The 15,374-nt window shown below is 61.2% G+C and carries 17 protein-coding genes; 10 read left to right on the plus strand and 7 right to left on the minus strand.

Translation table 11 applies throughout. From position 1 onward, the window contains the following. The first annotated feature begins 126 nt into the window (after positions 1-126). Positions 127-1,932 (plus strand): VTT domain-containing protein, encoded by a 1,806-nt coding sequence (locus LPW11_RS14150; RefSeq protein ID WP_230994520.1) that lies wholly within the window; start codon positions 127-129, stop codon positions 1,930-1,932. Between the two features lie 230 nt (positions 1,933-2,162). Further along, positions 2,163-2,465, plus strand: coding sequence for a YciI-like protein (locus LPW11_RS14155; RefSeq protein WP_230994521.1), 303 nt, complete (start codon positions 2,163-2,165; stop codon positions 2,463-2,465). On the opposite strand, the gene msrA (LPW11_RS14160) is transcribed toward LPW11_RS14155, so the two are convergent. Continuing rightward, entirely contained in the window at positions 2,462-2,980 is a 519-nt protein-coding gene (gene msrA / locus LPW11_RS14160; protein WP_230994522.1) for a peptide-methionine (S)-S-oxide reductase MsrA, read from the minus strand. The two genes, LPW11_RS14155 and msrA (LPW11_RS14160), sit on opposite strands and share 4 nt — an antisense overlap. 123 nt (positions 2,981-3,103) lie before the next feature. Between msrA (LPW11_RS14160) and LPW11_RS14165 the strand changes: the two genes are divergently transcribed. After that, complete coding sequence (locus LPW11_RS14165) at positions 3,104-3,796, plus strand: TVP38/TMEM64 family protein (protein WP_230994523.1); 693 nt, start codon at positions 3,104-3,106, stop codon at positions 3,794-3,796. A gap of 22 nt (positions 3,797-3,818) precedes the next feature. Here LPW11_RS14165 and LPW11_RS14170 read toward each other — a convergent pair whose 3' ends face one another. Beyond that, positions 3,819-4,022, minus strand: coding sequence for a hypothetical protein (locus LPW11_RS14170; protein WP_230994524.1), 204 nt, complete (start codon positions 4,020-4,022; stop codon positions 3,819-3,821). Positions 4,023-4,269: 247 nt separating this feature from the next. On the opposite strand from LPW11_RS14170, the gene LPW11_RS14175 reads away from it, so the two are divergent. Next, positions 4,270-4,572, plus strand: coding sequence for a YciI-like protein (locus LPW11_RS14175; RefSeq protein ID WP_230994525.1), 303 nt, complete (start codon positions 4,270-4,272; stop codon positions 4,570-4,572). Here LPW11_RS14175 and msrA (LPW11_RS14180) read toward each other — a convergent pair. Genes msrA (LPW11_RS14180) through LPW11_RS14190 form a run of 3 tightly spaced genes read right to left on the minus strand, consistent with a single transcriptional unit; the run spans position 4,569 to position 6,416 of the window. Beyond that, positions 4,569-5,087, minus strand: a complete 519-nt coding sequence (msrA, locus tag LPW11_RS14180) for a peptide-methionine (S)-S-oxide reductase MsrA (RefSeq protein ID WP_230994526.1) — start codon at positions 5,085-5,087, stop codon at positions 4,569-4,571. The genes LPW11_RS14175 and msrA (LPW11_RS14180) overlap by 4 nt on opposite strands. A gap of 27 nt (positions 5,088-5,114) precedes the next feature. Then, positions 5,115-5,531 (minus strand): secondary thiamine-phosphate synthase enzyme YjbQ, encoded by a 417-nt coding sequence (locus LPW11_RS14185; RefSeq protein WP_230994527.1) that lies wholly within the window; start codon positions 5,529-5,531, stop codon positions 5,115-5,117. Positions 5,532-5,543: 12 nt separating this feature from the next. Continuing rightward, on the minus strand, positions 5,544-6,416 hold the full coding sequence (locus LPW11_RS14190) for a D-alanyl-D-alanine carboxypeptidase family protein (protein WP_230994528.1): 873 nt from the start codon (positions 6,414-6,416) through the stop codon (positions 5,544-5,546). 184 nt (positions 6,417-6,600) lie between these two features. Here LPW11_RS14190 and hisI point away from each other — a divergent pair, with 184 nt between their 5' ends. Continuing rightward, positions 6,601-6,978 carry a phosphoribosyl-AMP cyclohydrolase gene (gene hisI, locus LPW11_RS14195; RefSeq protein WP_230994529.1) on the plus strand — a complete coding sequence of 126 codons (378 nt, stop codon included), beginning with the start codon at positions 6,601-6,603 and terminating at the stop codon, positions 6,976-6,978. 13 nt (positions 6,979-6,991) lie between these two features. Then, positions 6,992-7,867 carry an ATP phosphoribosyltransferase gene (gene hisG, locus LPW11_RS14200; protein ID WP_230994530.1) on the plus strand — a complete coding sequence of 292 codons (876 nt, stop codon included), beginning with the start codon at positions 6,992-6,994 and terminating at the stop codon, positions 7,865-7,867. A 187-nt stretch (positions 7,868-8,054) separates the two neighbouring features. Here hisG and LPW11_RS14205 read toward each other — a convergent pair whose 3' ends face one another. Beyond that, the gene (locus LPW11_RS14205; RefSeq protein WP_230994531.1) at positions 8,055-9,089 is read right to left on the minus strand and encodes an adenosine deaminase; all 1,035 of its coding nucleotides are present in this window, start codon (positions 9,087-9,089) and stop codon (positions 8,055-8,057) included. Between the two features lie 274 nt (positions 9,090-9,363). On the opposite strand from LPW11_RS14205, the gene LPW11_RS14210 reads away from it, so the two are divergent. Next, complete coding sequence (locus tag LPW11_RS14210; RefSeq protein WP_230994532.1) at positions 9,364-11,256, plus strand: UvrD-helicase domain-containing protein; 1,893 nt, start codon at positions 9,364-9,366, stop codon at positions 11,254-11,256. Between the two features lie 11 nt (positions 11,257-11,267). Here the strand turns inward: LPW11_RS14210 and LPW11_RS14215 are convergent, their stop codons facing one another. Next, positions 11,268-11,900 carry a trimeric intracellular cation channel family protein gene (locus LPW11_RS14215; RefSeq protein WP_230998297.1) on the minus strand — a complete coding sequence of 211 codons (633 nt, stop codon included), beginning with the start codon at positions 11,898-11,900 and terminating at the stop codon, positions 11,268-11,270. Positions 11,901-12,129: 229 nt separating this feature from the next. Here LPW11_RS14215 and mutL point away from each other — a divergent pair, with 229 nt between their 5' ends. Genes mutL through hfq form a run of 3 tightly spaced genes read left to right on the plus strand, consistent with a single transcriptional unit; the run spans position 12,130 to position 15,331 of the window. Continuing rightward, positions 12,130-14,142 (plus strand): DNA mismatch repair endonuclease MutL, encoded by a 2,013-nt coding sequence (gene mutL, locus LPW11_RS14220; RefSeq protein WP_230994533.1) that lies wholly within the window; start codon positions 12,130-12,132, stop codon positions 14,140-14,142. Between the two features lie 37 nt (positions 14,143-14,179). Further along, positions 14,180-15,094 (plus strand): tRNA (adenosine(37)-N6)-dimethylallyltransferase MiaA, encoded by a 915-nt coding sequence (miaA, locus tag LPW11_RS14225; protein ID WP_230994534.1) that lies wholly within the window; start codon positions 14,180-14,182, stop codon positions 15,092-15,094. A gap of 12 nt (positions 15,095-15,106) precedes the next feature. Next, positions 15,107-15,331, plus strand: coding sequence for an RNA chaperone Hfq (hfq, locus tag LPW11_RS14230; RefSeq protein WP_230994535.1), 225 nt, complete (start codon positions 15,107-15,109; stop codon positions 15,329-15,331). Positions 15,332-15,374: the final 43 nt, after the last annotated feature.

Genomic DNA, 15,374 nt, shown 5'->3' on the forward strand with positions numbered 1-15,374 from the left:
TTTTTGTGTGCGCCGCTATCTGCCGTAAATTTGCCGAAACAGATGTCTCAATGTAGGCCGGAATAAGCGCAGCGTTTCCGGCAGATCATCGGCTGCTTCTCAACGCTCGATTTTTATGGGAGCAAAATGACGCAAAACGCCAAAATTCAAGACCTGACCCCGGTGACCGGTGCACCGGACAATGCAAAGTACGGCGCAGTAGAGCAGTGCACCGGGTGCAACCTGTGCGTCAAGGGGTGCTCCTTTCTGAAAAAGGTTGGCAATCCCGCAGAGGTTGCCGCGGGAGAAGGGGATGAATGCAATCCCTTTGAGTGCACCCTTTGCGGTCTGTGCACTGCGGTCTGCCCCGTCGGGGTCGATCCCTCCCGTTACTTCCTGCAGCGCAGGGTGGAGATGCGCAGGCAACTGGGGGCAGACGACCCGAGGCACGCCCCTCTCATCGGGTACGAGCGTAAGGGAACCTCGCGCCTCTTCACCTTCTACGGCCTCCCGGACGGCTGCGATACCATCTTTTTCCCCGGGTGTGCACTTCCCGGCACCCGTCCCGACGCCGTCTCCGAGGTGTTTGACAAGCTAAAGGAGCTGATCCCGAACGTCGGCATCGTCCTCGACTGCTGCCTGAAGCCTTCCCACGATCTTGGCCGCGAGGAGCATTTCCATTACGTATTTGGGGAGATGAAGGAGTATCTCCGCCAGCACGGGATCTGTAAGGTGCTGGTCGCCTGCCCCAACTGCTTGCGCATCTTCTCGGAGTATGGGGGCGACCTCGCCGTACAGACGGTGTACGAACTCCTGGGAGAAAGGCCGCGCCACGGCGTGGACGGCGTCTGCGCGGAGGTGGTAATCCACGATCCGTGCGTCGCGCGCTTTGCCCCAGCCGCACAGGAAGCGGCGCGAGCGGTCGTTGCAGCGAGCGGCGTAAAGGTGGCAGAGATGAAGCGGTCGGGTGAGCGCACGATCTGCTGCGGCCGCGGGGGCGGAGCGAACTTCATCAACCCCGGCATCGTGGTGGAGGCTGTCGCCTCCCGCGTCGCCGAGGCTGAGGGACGAGCCATCGTCACCTACTGCGCCGCCTGCGCCGGGACCTTCGCGCAAAAGGGGAGGGCGCTGCATCTTCTCGACCTCTGGATGTCGCCAGAGCAGGCGCTGGCGGGGAAGGTCAAAGTCTCAGGCGCCCCTTTTACCTATTTGAACCGGTTGCGGCTGAAGAGAGAGCTCAGGAGGAAGGGAGGATTTGAAGTGACCAGAGAGAGGAACCTTCCGGCAGAGGGGCGCAGGTCGCTGCTGAAGCCGGTGCTGTTCATTTCCTTACTTGTTGCAGCTGTGGCGATCGTGCGCCTGGCAGGAGGCACCGCCCTCCTGGAGCCGGAGCGGCTGCGGCAGATGGTGGAGGGGCAGGGGATGCTCGGTCCTCTCCTCTTTGTGCTCCTTTACGGAGTGACGCCGGTGCTGTTCCTTCCGGGGCTGCCGATGGCGATCGCAGCAGGGATACTCTTTGGCCCGTTCTGGGGGGTGGTGTACGCCATAACCGGTGCGACGATCGGCGCTTCCGCCTCCTTTCTGGTGGCCCGCTACGTGGCGCGCGACTGGGTGGAAAAGAAGCTGACCGGCGCGACGTGGCAAAAGCTCGATCGTCAGGTTGGCGAGCAGGGGTGGAAGATCGTGGCGATCACCCGTCTGGTGCCTCTCTTCCCGTTCAATCTCCTGAACTACGCCTTCGGCCTCACCAAGGTGCCGTTCCTGCAGTACGTCGTCACGAGCTTCTTCTGCATGCTCCCCGGCTGCATCGCCTTCATCGTCTTTTCGAGCTCGCTGCCGCAGCTTCTCAAGGGGAAGGTCTCGCCGGCGCTGGTGGGAGGAATCCTTTCGATCGCCGCACTGTCTTTTTTTGCCGGAAAGTACCGTCGCAAGCTCGCCACCCGCGAAAGTTGATCCTGAAGGGCGGAAGTTGATCCTGAAGGGCGGTGCCGTGATCTATATCGCCTTGCACTCCCTTTGGCACAGTTGAGGTGTCGTAGGCCGGGATAAGCCGAAGGCGTTCCCGGCGTCGCCCCAAGGCGATGGCGATGGCGCCGAGATTCTACCGGAAACGCTCCGCTTATTCCGGCCTACATGTGACGAGCGTCTTCTGGTCGTGGGGAGATTGCTACAAGGAGGAAAAAATGCATTACCTGCTTTTTTACGAAGTGACACCTGACTATCTGCAGCGGAGAGCGGAGTACCGGGACGAGCACCTGGCGCTTGCCTGGCAGGCGCAGGAGAGGGGTGAGCTCATATTGGGGGGCGCGCTCGCCGACCCGGCTGACTGTGCCGTACTCCTTTTCGAGGCGGATTCGGATGAGGTAGTGAAGAATTTCGTGGCAGCGGATCCGTACGTGAAAAACGGACTGGTCTCCAGCTGGCGCGTGCGCCAATGGACTACGGTGGTAGGGGATGATGCGACGTCGCCGGTGAGACCGAGCTAGTCCCCCAGCACCGATTCCGGCCGCATGAAATGGCAGGTGTAGCCGGCCGGGAACTTCTCCAGGTAGTCCTGGTGCTCCTCCTCCGCCTTCCAGAACTGGTCGGCTTTGGTGACCTCGGTGACGATCGGCGCGCCCCATTTCCCCTGCCTGTTCAGCCGCTCGATGAAGGCTTCGGCCGTCTTCCTCTGCTCCTCGGTGTGGTAGAAGATCGCCGAACGGTAGGATGTGCCGCGGTCGTTTCCCTGGCGATCCTTGGTGGTCGGGTCGTGCATCCGGAAAAACCAGCGCAGAAGCTGCTCGAAAGGTAGCTGGTGCGGGTCGTACTCGACCCGCACAGCCTCCGCGTGCCCCTCGTGATTCCGATAGGTGGCGTTCCTTACCTGCCCCCCTGCGTAGCCGACCTCTGTGCGCAGCACCCCGGGTACCCTGCGCAGGATCTGCTGCATCCCCCAGAAGCACCCCCCCGCAAGATCGACCGTTTCCGTACTTTTCTCAAGCCCTTCCTGCCCGCTCATGACTTCCTGACCCTCCAGGGGCGGCTGGCTACTCCCCGATGATCTTCACCAGCACCCGCCCCTTTTACCTATTTGAACCGGTTGCGGCTGAAGAGAGAGCTCAGAAGAAAGGGAGGGTTTGAAGTGACCAGAGAGAGGAACCTTCCGGCAGAGGGGCGCAGGTCGCTGCTGAAGCCGGTGCTGTTCATTTCCTTACTTGTTGCAGCTGTGGCGATCGTGCGCCTGGCAGGAGGCACCGCCCTCCTGGAGCCGGAGCGGCTGCGGCAGATGGTGGAGGGGCAGGGAATGCTCGGTCCTCTCCTCTTTGTGCTCCTTTACGGAGTGACGCCGGTGCTGTTCCTTCCGGGGCTGCCGATGGCGATCGCAGCAGGGATACTCTTTGGCCCGTTCTGGGGGGTGGTGTACGCCATAACCGGTGCGACGATCGGCGCTTCCGCCTCCTTTCTGGTTGCCCGCTACGTGGCGCGCGACTGGGTGGAAAAGAAGCTGACCGGCGCGACGTGGCAAAAGCTCGATCGTCAGGTTGGCGAGCAGGGGTGGAAGATCGTGGCGATCACCCGTCTGGTGCCTCTCTTCCCGTTCAATCTCCTGAACTACGCCTTCGGCCTCACCAAGGTGCCGTTCCTGCAGTACGTCGTCACGAGCTTCTTCTGCATGCTCCCCGGCTGCATCGCCTTCATCGTCTTTTCGAGCTCGCTGCCGCAGCTTCTCAAGGGGAAGGTCTCGCCGGCGCTGGTGGGAGGAATCCTTTCGATCGCCGCACTGTCTTTTTTTGCCGGAAAGTACCGTCGCAAGCTCGCCACCCGCGAAAGTTGATCCTGAGGGGCGGTGCCGTGATCTATATCGCCTTGCATTTTTCGTTGGCACAGTGCTCGACTGCTTCAGCAGCAATCTCGTCCAATGCGCCTCTTTCTACGTCATTACTGAACAGCTCGTTCCAACCCTCGGCGTCGAACTCCCCAAACCACGCGCGGAAATGGCGGAGTTCCTCGGCCGAGAGAGCTGCAACCTGCTCTTTCAACCTTATCAAAGCGTCTGCCATGGTTTGGCTCCTTTGCTGGTGACATCTGTATGGTAGTCTCTGTTCGCGGTTTCTTTCAAGGGTGACCTAGACCTCATTATTGAGGCTCGTTGAGGTGTCGTAGGCCGGGATAAGCCGAAGGCGTTCCCGGCGTCGCCCCAAGGCGATGGCGATGGCGCCGAGATTCTGCCGGAAACGCTCCGCTTATTCCGGCCTACATGTGACGAGCGTCTTCTGGTCGTGGGGAGATTGCTACAAGGAGGAAAAAATGCATTACCTGCTTTTTTACGAAGTGACACCTGACTATCTGCAGCGGAGAGCGGAGTACCGGGACGAGCACCTGGCGCTTGCCTGGCAGGCGCAGGAGAGGGGTGAGCTCATATTGGGGGGCGCGCTCGCCGACCCGGCTGACTGTGCCGTACTCCTTTTCGAGGCGGATTCGGATGAGGTGGTGAAGAATTTCGTGGCAGCGGATCCGTACGTGAAAAACGGACTGGTCTCCAGCTGGCGCGTGCGCCAATGGACTACGGTGGTAGGGGATGATGCGACGTCGCCGGTGAGACCGACCTAGTCCCCCAGCACCGATTCCGGCCGCATGAAATGGCAGGTGTAGCCGGCCGGGAACTTCTCCAGGTAGTCCTGGTGCTCCTCCTCCGCCTTCCAGAACTGGTCGGCTTTGGTGACCTCGGTGACGATCGGCGCGCCCCATTTCCCCTGCCTGTTCAGCCGCTCGATGAAGGCTTCGGCCGTCTTCCTCTGCTCCTCGGTGTGGTAGAAGATCGCCGAACGGTAGGATGTGCCGCGGTCGTTCCCCTGGCGGTCCTTGGTGGTCGGGTCGTGCATCCGGAAAAACCAGCGCAGAAGCTGCTCGAAAGGGAGCTGGTGCGGGTCGTATTCGACCCGCACAGCCTCCGCGTGCCCCTCGTGATTCCGATAGGTGGCGTTCCTTACCTGCCCCCCTGCGTAGCCGACCTCTGTGCGGAGCACCCCGGGGATGCTGCGCAGGATCTGCTGCATCCCCCAGAAGCACCCCCCCGCAAGATCGACCGTTTCCGTACTTTTCTCAAGCCCTTCCTGCCCGCTCATGACTTCCTGACCCTCCAGGGGCGGCGGCTACTCCCCGATGATCTTCACCAGCACCCTTTTCTTGCGCATGCCGTCGAACTCTCCGTAGAAAACCTGCTCCCACGGCCCGAGGTCGAGTTTTCCGTTCGTCACGGCCACCACCACTTCGCGCCCCATTATCGTCCGTTTCAGATGCGCGTCGCCGTTGTCTTCCCCCACGTTGTGGCGGTACCGTGAATGCGGCTTTTCAGGCGCCAGCCCTTCCAGCCACTCCTCTATGTCCTGATGCAGCCCCGGCTCGTCGTCGTTTATAAAGACACTTGCGGTAATGTGCATGGCGTTGCACAAGAGGAGCCCTTCCTTTATCCCGCTTTCCCGGAGGCTCTTCTCCAGTTCCGGGGTGATGTTGATGAGCTGGCGCCTCTTCTTCGTTTCAAACCACAGTTCCTTCCTCAAATGCTTCATCGCTCACTCCTTTCATTGCATTACAAGTTCATTCAAAATGGGATCAGTCACGCCATCCGCCGCAATCTTTCTCTTATCCAGCGCGTTTTCGGCGAAGGCCTCGTTCAATATCGCGGGTGCCGCGCGCCACCGGTCCGGCGAGCGCATCATGACCAGCAGCACACGCGTGTCTTCGCGCTCCACCAGCGCGACCAGGCACTGGCCGGCCTGGCGCGTCGTTCCGGTCTTGACTCCCCGCGCCCCCGGGTAGCGCCCGATCAGCCGGTTCAGGTTCCTGACGGTATAGCTCTGCTTGCCGTTCACCGTGCTTATGCGCATGTAGCGCTTGCTCACCAGATCGTTGAAAAGGGGATGGCGCAGCGCCTCCTTACTCACCACTGCGAGGTCGGCGGCGGTGGAGTAGTGCCGTGCATTGTCATGCCCGCAGACGTTGGTGAACCGGGTGTTCTCCATGTGCAGTTCTTTCGCCCGAGCGTTCATGAGTGCCACAAAAGCAGGCTCGCTTCCCGCTACATGTTCGGCAAGAGCCCGGCAGGCGTCGTTCGCCGAGGCCATCAGCGTCGCAGCCAGAAGACTGTGTACCGTGAATTTCTGTCCCTTCTTGACCCCGATCCTGCTCCCTGTCTCGAGGGCGGCATTGCGGGTCACGGTCACGACCTGATCAGAGGTGCAGCGCTCGAGAACCAGGAGGGCGGTCATGATCTTCGTCAGGCTCGCCGGCGCCCGCTTCACGTTCGCGGCTTTGGCGTCGTACGTCTCGCCGTTGACCTGCAGGAGGTAGGATGCAGCGAGAGGGTGAGACCTGTGCACTGCGAGTGCCGGGGAGGCAGACAGAAGGAAAATGAGGGAGGCGGCGATGATGTGGCACCGACGGAATTGGACCATGTCCCCAGTTATAGCACCCTTTGAAAGCGCGTGCAAAATGTTGCACCCGCACCGGCGCGGCCGGTGGAAGGGGTGTTTTACTTCTTGTGAGACGGCCGGCTTTAAAGGGTTGACAGCAGGCTCCAAGCAGTGTATGACAAGCTACTTTTTTGTGAAATAAACGCCACATAAGGATTCCATTGCAATGATCAAACTTGATTTTGAGAAGATGGGGGGACTCATCCCTGCGGTGATCCAGGACTATGAGAACGGAGAGGTTCTCATGGTGGCTTTCATGGACCAGAAGACCCTGGACCTCACCCTGGAGACGGGGAAGACGTGGTTTTTCAGCCGCACCCGCAACAAGTACTGGATGAAGGGTGAAGAGTCCGGCAACACGCAGGAGGTGAAGGAAGTCCTCACCGACTGCGACGCCGACACGGTGATCATCAAGGTGAAGCAGAACGGCCCGGCCGCCTGCCATACCGGGAACCGCAGCTGCTTTTACGTCAAGTGGGAAGACGGCGCCTGGGTGGAGCATTCCAACCCGCTCTTCGATCCTAAAGCGGTCTACAAAAAATAAAGGGGTGTCATTGATGGCAGAGCTTTTGAAACTGGGGATCCCGAAGGGGAGCCTGGAGAACGCCACTGTCGATCTTTTCAAGAAAGCCGGCTGGCAGATTTCGATCTCTTCGCGCAGCTACTTTCCTGCCGTGGATGACTCCGAACTGAAATGCAGTCTGATCCGTCCCCAGGAGATGGGGAAGTACGTGGAGCGCGGCACCATCGACGTGGGGATCGCCGGCCGCGACTGGGTCCGCGAGAACGACTCGGAGGTGGTGGAAGTGTGCGAGATGGTGTACTCCAAGGCTTCCCGTCGCCCGGCACGCTGGGTGCTGGTGGTGAACGGCGAGTCCAAGGTGCAAGGTCCGGAGGATCTGCACGGCGCCACCATCTCCACCGAGCTCGTCGGATTCACCAAGCGCTACTTTGCTGAAAGAAATATTCCGGTAAATGTTGAGTTTTCGTGGGGAGCGACCGAAGCGAAGGTAGTGGAGGGACTCTGCGATGCCATCGTGGAGGTGACCGAGACCGGCTCCACCATCAAGGCGAACGGCCTGCGTATCGTGTGCGAGCTCATGGAATCGGTACCGGTGATGGTGGCGAACAAGGCGGCCTGGGCCGATCCGTGGAAGCGCGCGAAGATCGAGCAGATCGCCACGCTCTTGCAGAGCGCACTGCGGGCTGAGGGAATGGTCGGTCTCAAGATGAACGCACCGCAGGAGAGGGTGCCGGCGATTACGGAGATTCTGCCGAGCCTCAACAACCCCACCGTCGCCCATCTCTACAACTCCGACTGGGTCTCCATCGAGAGCGTTCTGCCGGAGAAGGAAGTGCGCCGCATCGTCCCGGAGCTGGTGAAGCTCGGGGCTGAGGGGATCGTGGAGTATCCGCTCAACAAGATCATCTAGTTTTTCCTTTGGCTGGACCTGATAGGAGGAGCCGTAGAGGTTTCTCCCCTTTGCATCTACTGTTACCCGCTACCTCTTAAGGATGTAGCGGGTTTCTTTTTCCAGTCGAAGACGGGGGCTGTAAGAAATGTAGAAATGTAGGCCGGAATAAGCGCAGCGTTTCCGGCATATCTGGCAAGGGTGGCGGTCAGGGCTGCGTCAGCGGCGCATTGTTCTCGCAATACCGCCTGACATCCGCCAGATGGCGCTCCTTCTCCTCCTGGCGGAGAAACGAGGCGTGGAAGGAATTTTCCACCAGCGTCTGTATCTCGCGCGGACCGAGCCCCAGCGCTTCCTGGGCCGCGAGGAAGTTGTCGGTGAGATATCCGCCGAAATAGGCCGGGTCGTCGGAATTGATGGTGACCACGAGGCCGCGCTCCAGCAGCCGCTTCAGGTTGTGCAGCCGCATCTCCGGGAAGACGCGCAGCCGCACGTTGGAGAGGGGACACACCGTCAGGGGGATCTGGTCTGCCCGCAGCCGGTTTACCAGATCCTCGTCATCCATGCAGCGCACGCCGTGGTCGATGCGCAGCGCCTTCAGCATATCGAGCGCCTCCCAGATGTACTCCGCCGGCCCCTCCTCGCCGGCATGGGCGACGACCCTGAACCCTTCCCGCCGCGCCTCCTCGAAGACGGCGGCAAACCTGCTCGGCGGGTGCCCGAGCTCCGAGGAGTCGAGGCCGACGGCGGTGATGCGGTCGCGGTGGGGGAGTGCCCCGCGCAGCGTAGCGAATGCCTCCTCGGCAGAGAGGTGGCGCAGGAAGCAGAGGATGATGCGGAAGGTGATGCCGAATTCCTGTTCTGCCTGCAGGCATGCCTTGTGTATCCCGTCGAGCACCGTCTCGAAGGGGACGCCGCGGCTGGTATGGGCCTGCGGGTCGAAGAAGATCTCCGCATGCCTGACCCGGTCCTCGCGGGCCCGCTTCAGGTACGCCATGGTCATCTCGAAGAAGTCCTCTTCCTTTTGCAGCACCGCCATCCCCTGGTAATACAGGTCGAGGAAGGACTGCAGGTCGCTGAAGTTGTACGCCTCGCGCAGCGCCTCCACAGATGGGAAGTTGAGGGGGACGTTGTTTCGGGAGGCGATCGCAAACATGAGCTCCGGCTCGAGCGTTCCCTCGATATGGAGGTGCAGCTCGGCCTTTGGAATGTTGCGAATGAAGGTTTCTATCGGCGTAGACATCGCTCCCCCTTCTCCCATTTTTGCTCATTAAGGGATGAGCACCATTTTATCAGAAACAGACTCTTTTTCAGGAGCTGTTACTGGCGCACAGGCGTCCCCTCCCTTTCAAGGGGAGGGACAGGGTGGGGATGGGGTAGACGTTGGTGAGCGCACCGAACCCCATCCCCCACCTGTCCTCCCCCTTGAAAGGGGAGGGACGAACTGCCGGGGGGCTGAGCTTGTAGCCCTCCTGGAATGCCGGATGAACCGCACCAACCGCAGTCATTGGAGAAGCATGGAAGAAGTAATCAAGCAGGAAGAAAGGCGTCTTGTCGAAGTGTACGAAGCGATCGAGCGCTGCGCGTCGGACCGCTCGGCATCGGTGGCAAAGCACGATGCCCGCACGCGAGAGCTCGAAAAGGAAAGGCTGGAAGCGCTCGGGTGGCGCGAGAAGAACTCCATCACGGAAAAGCTCGTGGAGCACGGCCACCACGATCCGCGCAAGTATCTCCCCGAGTTCGAGCAGCGCCACTCGCCGTACTTCGGTGTCATCGGGATCGACGACTCCGACCGCCGCATCGGGAAGAAGGAGTACCTGATCGGCCGCCAGATGCTCATGGACGGCAACAAGGTGCTGATAGTGGATTGGCGCCAGGCGGAGATCTCGCAGCTTTTCTACGACTTCGAGGAAGGGGAGGAGTACGAGGCGACGATCCGCGGCAGGGACCGCGAAGGGATCCTGACCCTGAAGCGCAAGATCGGGATCGAGAGAAAGGTCCTGAAGCGCATCGAGACCGGCTCGGAGACCTATACCGTGTGCGGCGACGGATGGCGCGGGAGTGGGGATGCCGCTCCTTCATCGGCAGACACCAAGGCGGAAATGTCCGATCACCGGATGGTGGACATCGTCTCCCTCATCTCCGCGGAGCAGTTCAGGATGATCACCAGGAACTCCTCCGGGTGCACCTTCCTCTCCGGCGCGGCGGGCTCCGGAAAAACGACCGTCGCGCTGCACCGCCTCTCATTCCTCCAGTTCCAGGAGCCGCAGCTCTTTCGCCGCGAGCGCTGCCTCGTCCTCATGTTCAACAGGACGCTGCGCGACTATGTGAGGAAGACCTCGGACGACCTCCTCGGGGACACGAGGGTCGATACCTTCAGCGCCTGGGCTCTCGGCGCGGTGCATCAACTGGGACTCACGGTGCGGACCTCCTTTGAAGACTCCTTTGCGCCGCAGAAAAAGGACAGCCGCATATCGGGACTCTTAGCGCGCTACGTCGCCGCCACCAAGAGGATGGACCCGGTGCTCGACCTGTGGAAGTTTTACCTGGAGCCGACGGTCTCGGAGACGCTCTTTGCCGACGCGAGGCAGCGCGACTCGTTCCGCAGCGAGATCCAGGGAAAGATCGAGCGAAAGGACCGGCTCGTTTCCTTCTCCGATTTGAGCATTCTCCTGAGGCTTTGCCAGCTGCGCCGCCCGGCGGAGAGCGTGGTGCAGGGCGCCCTCAACTTCTACGACCACATCGTCATCGACGAGGCTCAGGATTTCGCCCAGATCGAGCTGGAAGCGATCCTGGCCGCGACCTCGGCGCGGCGCAGCCTGACCGTGTGCGCCGACGACAAGCAAAAGATTCTCAGCTTTGTGGACGCCGAAGGGTTCCTCAAATTCAGGACCCAGCTCAACACGCTGGGGCTGGAGAGGGAGACACTTTCGCTGTCGTATCGCAGCGGGCGGGAGATCATGGAGCTTGCGGCGAAGGTGAGCGGGCGTCACGGGGAGGTCGCGGGGACCCACGGCGGCATAGTCCGCTTCCACGAGGCGGGGGACTTTGCCGGAGCGGTGCGGTCGCTGCGGCAACTCGTCGCGGAGCGACTGCAGGAGGACGCGAAATCGCTCACCGCGGTGATCTGCAGGAAGAAGGCGGACGTGAAGCAGGTGCACGCAGCATTGCAGGGGATCGAGGGGCTACACGAGGAGGGGGGGATAAGCTTCGAGCCCGGGGTGCTGGTGGTGAACAGCCATCAGGTGAAGGGGCTGGAGTTCACCAACGTCGTCCTGTGGAACCCGAGCGAGAGCGAGTACCGGCAGAGCGAGATCGATACGAACCTTTTGTACGTCGCCATCACACGGGCCTGCAAGAGGATCGACATCGTGCACTTCGCGCCGCTGGCGAAGGCCTTGAGGGGATGAGGCTGCAGCGGCTAAAAGTGCAGCTGCTCCATCCCTTTCCCGCGGGGAAGCTGCCACCCTTTGATGATGGCGACGCAGCGTATGGTGATCACCAGAAGTGCCGAGGCGGTGAGGTTGATACCTTCCGGCACGCCGTACTGGTGCAGGGCATAGAAGAGGGCGCCGCCGACCGCGCAGGCTGAGGCGTAGATCTCGTGTTTGAGGATGAGAGGGATTTCGTTGCTCAGCACGTCGCGCATCATGCCGCCGAAGGTCCCGGTCATGACCCCCATGATGACGGACCCCATGAACCCGAGATGGAAGGAAAGCGCCTTTGAGGTGCCGATGACGAGGAAGGTGCCGAGGCCGAGTGCATCGAGGATGAGCATCGCCTTGCGCATCCGCTCGAAACGGCGCGGCGTGAGAAAGACGATGACGGAGGCAACCACCGCAAGGTAGAGGTAGAGCTCGTTCTTGAAGCAGAAGGGCGGGGTGTCGTTCAAAAGGAGGTCGCGCATGACGCCGCCACCGGTGGCAGTGACAACGCCAAGGACGATGACGCCAAAAATGTCCATCCCGCGGCGCACTCCCGCAAGGGCCCCCGAAGCGGCAAACGCCGCGGTACCGAGCAGATCCAGTGCGTAAACTATCTCGTTGTTTGCCATCATGGTTATCTCCGGCGGTGCTTGTGCCGGGAACGCCTGCGGCTTATCCCGGCCTACATTGAGCCGTCGTAAATAACACACTTTCGGTGCATATACAAATACTCCGGAGACGTTGCGGCTCCCGATTTACAAAGTGTGGGCGCATAAGGTATCTTAGCGCCAGTTACACCGGCTTTGATCGCTCCCGGCGTGGGCGATAGCTTTCGATTCACTGACCAAAGAGGGACGCGTGGCAACGACGATACGAATTCTCCCGGAGAATCTGACCAACAAGATAGCGGCAGGGGAGGTGGTGGAACGTCCCGCCTCCGTCGCCAAGGAGCTGGTGGAAAACGCCATCGACGCCGGCTCCAAAGAGGTGACGGTGGAGATCGAGGGTGGCGGAAAGAAGCTCATCAAGGTCACCGATACCGGGATCGGAATGTCGCGTGAGGATGCGCTCCTGGCACTGGAGCGACACGCCACCAGCAAGATCGTGTGCGACGACGATCTCTTCGCCATCTCGACCCTCGGCTTTCGCGGTGAAGCTCTCCCTTCTATCGCTTCCGTCTCCCGCCTGAGCGTGTGCACCCGTCGCGCCGATACGCTTGAGGGGACGGAAATATACGCGGAGGGGGGGCGCATCAAGGAGGTGAAGGAGTGCGGCATGGCTTCCGGCACCGTGATCTCCGTGCGCAACCTCTTCTTCAACACCCCTGCGCGTCTCAAGTTCATGAAGAGCCCCGAGACGGAAGGGGGGCACGTAGGGGAACTCCTGACCCGCCTCGCCATCTCGCGCCCCGATGTCCGCTTCACTTACATAAACGATGGGAAGACGGTCTTCCGGGTGCTCGACACCGATTTAAAGGAGCGCGTCTCGGGACTCCTGGGGAGGCCGCTGGCCGCGTCCCTCTACCCTGTGGACCATGCCGAGGGGGCGGTGCGGATTCGCGGCCTCGTCGCAGCGCCGGAGTTGAGCCGCAGCGCTGCAAGCCATCTCTATACCTACATCAACGGGCGCTTCATCAGGGATAAGGTGGTGCAGCACGCCATCATGCAGGCATACCGGAACTTCCTGGAGCGAGGCAGGTACCCGGTGCTCGCCCTCTTTCTGGAGATCGATCCCGGCGAGGTTGACGTGAACGTCCACCCAACGAAGCACGAGGTCCGTTTCCGCGAGCAGGGGCGCGTGCACGACACGATCCAGCGCGCCGTCGAGGGTGTTCTTTCCGCGACACCATGGCTCAAGCGGGCACCGCAGGAGCGGCCCGTCGGCGTGTCCAGGGTTGCGACGTCTCCAGCTCCTGCTGCTGTTGCGCCTCTTCATGCGCGGACCGGGAGTGCGTCCGGTGGCGCGGGAGTCATTGCAGGCGCCTTGACTGCAGAGGCCAGGGGTGAATCAGAGAGTAAGGGTGCTCTGCAGCGTGAGGTCGTCCCGGCGCCGCAGCTAATTCAGGGAGCCGCAGCGGAGGTGCGTCCCACGCCGGCATCGGCAAGCGAGGTAAGCGCAGCACGAGTCGCCGAGGTGCGGGAGCTCCTGGGCGATTACACGCCGCGCACTCAGAAGCCTTCCTGGCAGGACACTCCGTTCGTTCCTCCCGTAGCTGCGCGACCGCTGGCCGCGCCTCCCGTCGTCGCAGCCAGAGCCGAGGAAGAGGTAGCTGATGATGCGTCGCGCGGGTATTTCTCATCCCTTTCCGTCATCGGGCAGTTCAACGCCGCCTATATCGTATGCCAGTGCGGCAGCGACATGGTGCTGGTCGACCAGCACGCAGCCCATGAACGGGTGGCGTTCGAGCGGCTCAAGAAGGAGTTCGCGACGCGCCAGGTGGAGACGCAGGGGCTGCTCTTCCCGGAGACACTGGAGCTTTCCTTCCGCGAGTCGGCGGCACTCTCCGAGAATGTGGCGGAGCTGGAAGCTCTCGGTTTCTCGCTGGAGGAATTCGGCGGGAACACCTGGATCTTGAAAGGAGTGCCGCAGATCCTGGCCGGCGGGGAGTATCTGCGGACCGTGCGGGACATCGTGGAAGAGCTGGCGAATCTCGGTAGAAGCCGCACCTTCACCGACATCAAGGAGGACATCCTTGCGAAGGTGGCGTGTCACAGCGTCGTGCGCGGACGGAGCGTTCTGACCCAGCAGGAGATCACCGCGCTCTTTACCCAGATGGACCGCACCGATTTTTCCAGCAATTGCCCGCACGGGCGCCCGGTGATGCAGAAGCTAACCCTTACCGACGTGGAGAAGATGTTCAAGAGGCAGTAGGGGACCCTGAGCACCAGCAGCTTGACGTGCTGAAACTATGACGAGCAAAAAGACCAAAATAATAGTCGTTGCCGGACCGACCGGGTCGGGGAAAAGCGCGCTTGCTCTCCAGCTCGCCGAGAGGATCGGCGGCGAGATCGTCAATGCCGACTCGATGCAGCTCTACCGCGGCATGGACATCGGCACCTCCAAGCCTGCCCCGGAGGAGTTGGAGCGCGTCCCGCACCACCTTTTCAGCATCGTTTCCCCCGACACGAATTTCTCCGCCTCCGACTACCGTCGTGAGGCGGCGGCGGCAATCTCCGACATAGAGAGTCGCGGCAGGACCCCCATTGTCGTGGGGGGAACCGGGCTGTACATCAAGGCGCTGCTGCACGGCTTGGTCGATTCCCCGACAGGCGATCCCGAACTGCGCCTCGCCTTTCAGGACCTTTCCGGTGACGAGCTGCTGGAGCGGTTGCGCGAGGTTGATCCCGAGACGGCGGCACGGCTCCATCCGAACGACCGGGTGCGCCTCGTGCGCGCCCTCGAGGTGTACAGCCAGACCGGGAGGGCGATCTCCGATTTCCGCGCCGAGCACGCCTTCGCGGATACAGAGTACGAGGCGCTGAAGCTCGCACCGAAGGTTGAGCGGGCGGCACTGTACAACCGTATCGAGGATCGGGTAGACCGGATGATGGAGGGCGGCCTTCTGGCGGAGGTGGCCTCTCTCATGGAGAGGGGTTACGGGGTGGAGCACAAGGCGATGCGCGCCATCGGCTACAAGGAACTGTGCGCGCACCTGGCCGGGGAAATCTCACTGCCGGAAGCGGTAGCTCTCATCAAGCGTGACACTCGGCGTTACGCCAAGAGACAACTCACTTGGTTTACACGGGATAATGAAATTTATTGGCTTGAATATCCCGAAAGTTTTGCTACTATCGTGAAAATTGTTATTGAATTTCTTGCGTAAAAGGAGAGGACCATGCCGAAGACGCCTTTTAACATTCAGGATCAGTATCTTAACCAGTCCCGTAAGGAGCGGGTCAAGGTTTTGGTGCAGCTTATGTCCGGCGAAAAGCTGGAAGGGCATATCAAGTCCTTTGACAACTTCTCCGTGTTGATGGAAGTGCAGGGTGACATACTCATCTACAAGCACGCAATCTGCAGCATAACTTCGGCTGACGGGTCCTTCCGCCTGCACCAGTAGTCGCTGCGAGTATCGATTCGGGGCCGAAAGGGTTCCGGACCGC

Source organism: Geomonas sp. RF6 (genome assembly GCF_021044625.1).
In the GTDB taxonomy this organism is placed as follows: Bacteria; Desulfobacterota; Desulfuromonadia; order Geobacterales; family Geobacteraceae; genus RF6.

Coding starts and splice junctions, on each gene's coding strand:
- miaA (WP_230994534.1), top strand. CDS start 14,180: ATGACGAGCAAAAAGACCAAAATAATAGTCGTTGCCGGACCGACCGGG.
- LPW11_RS14185 (WP_230994527.1), bottom strand. CDS start 5,531: ATGAAGCATTTGAGGAAGGAACTGTGGTTTGAAACGAAGAAGAGGCGC.
- LPW11_RS14190 (WP_230994528.1), bottom strand. CDS start 6,416: ATGGTCCAATTCCGTCGGTGCCACATCATCGCCGCCTCCCTCATTTTC.
- LPW11_RS14170 (WP_230994524.1), bottom strand. CDS start 4,022: ATGGCAGACGCTTTGATAAGGTTGAAAGAGCAGGTTGCAGCTCTCTCG.
- LPW11_RS14175 (WP_230994525.1), top strand. CDS start 4,270: ATGCATTACCTGCTTTTTTACGAAGTGACACCTGACTATCTGCAGCGG.
- LPW11_RS14215 (WP_230998297.1), bottom strand. CDS start 11,900: ATGGCAAACAACGAGATAGTTTACGCACTGGATCTGCTCGGTACCGCG.
- LPW11_RS14210 (WP_230994532.1), top strand. CDS start 9,364: ATGGAAGAAGTAATCAAGCAGGAAGAAAGGCGTCTTGTCGAAGTGTAC.
- msrA (WP_230994526.1), bottom strand. CDS start 5,087: ATGAGCGGGCAGGAAGGGCTTGAGAAAAGTACGGAAACGGTCGATCTT.
- LPW11_RS14155 (WP_230994521.1), top strand. CDS start 2,163: ATGCATTACCTGCTTTTTTACGAAGTGACACCTGACTATCTGCAGCGG.
- hisG (WP_230994530.1), top strand. CDS start 6,992: ATGGCAGAGCTTTTGAAACTGGGGATCCCGAAGGGGAGCCTGGAGAAC.
- hisI (WP_230994529.1), top strand. CDS start 6,601: ATGATCAAACTTGATTTTGAGAAGATGGGGGGACTCATCCCTGCGGTG.
- msrA (WP_230994522.1), bottom strand. CDS start 2,980: ATGAGCGGGCAGGAAGGGCTTGAGAAAAGTACGGAAACGGTCGATCTT.
- LPW11_RS14150 (WP_230994520.1), top strand. CDS start 127: ATGACGCAAAACGCCAAAATTCAAGACCTGACCCCGGTGACCGGTGCA.
- LPW11_RS14205 (WP_230994531.1), bottom strand. CDS start 9,089: ATGTCTACGCCGATAGAAACCTTCATTCGCAACATTCCAAAGGCCGAG.
- hfq (WP_230994535.1), top strand. CDS start 15,107: ATGCCGAAGACGCCTTTTAACATTCAGGATCAGTATCTTAACCAGTCC.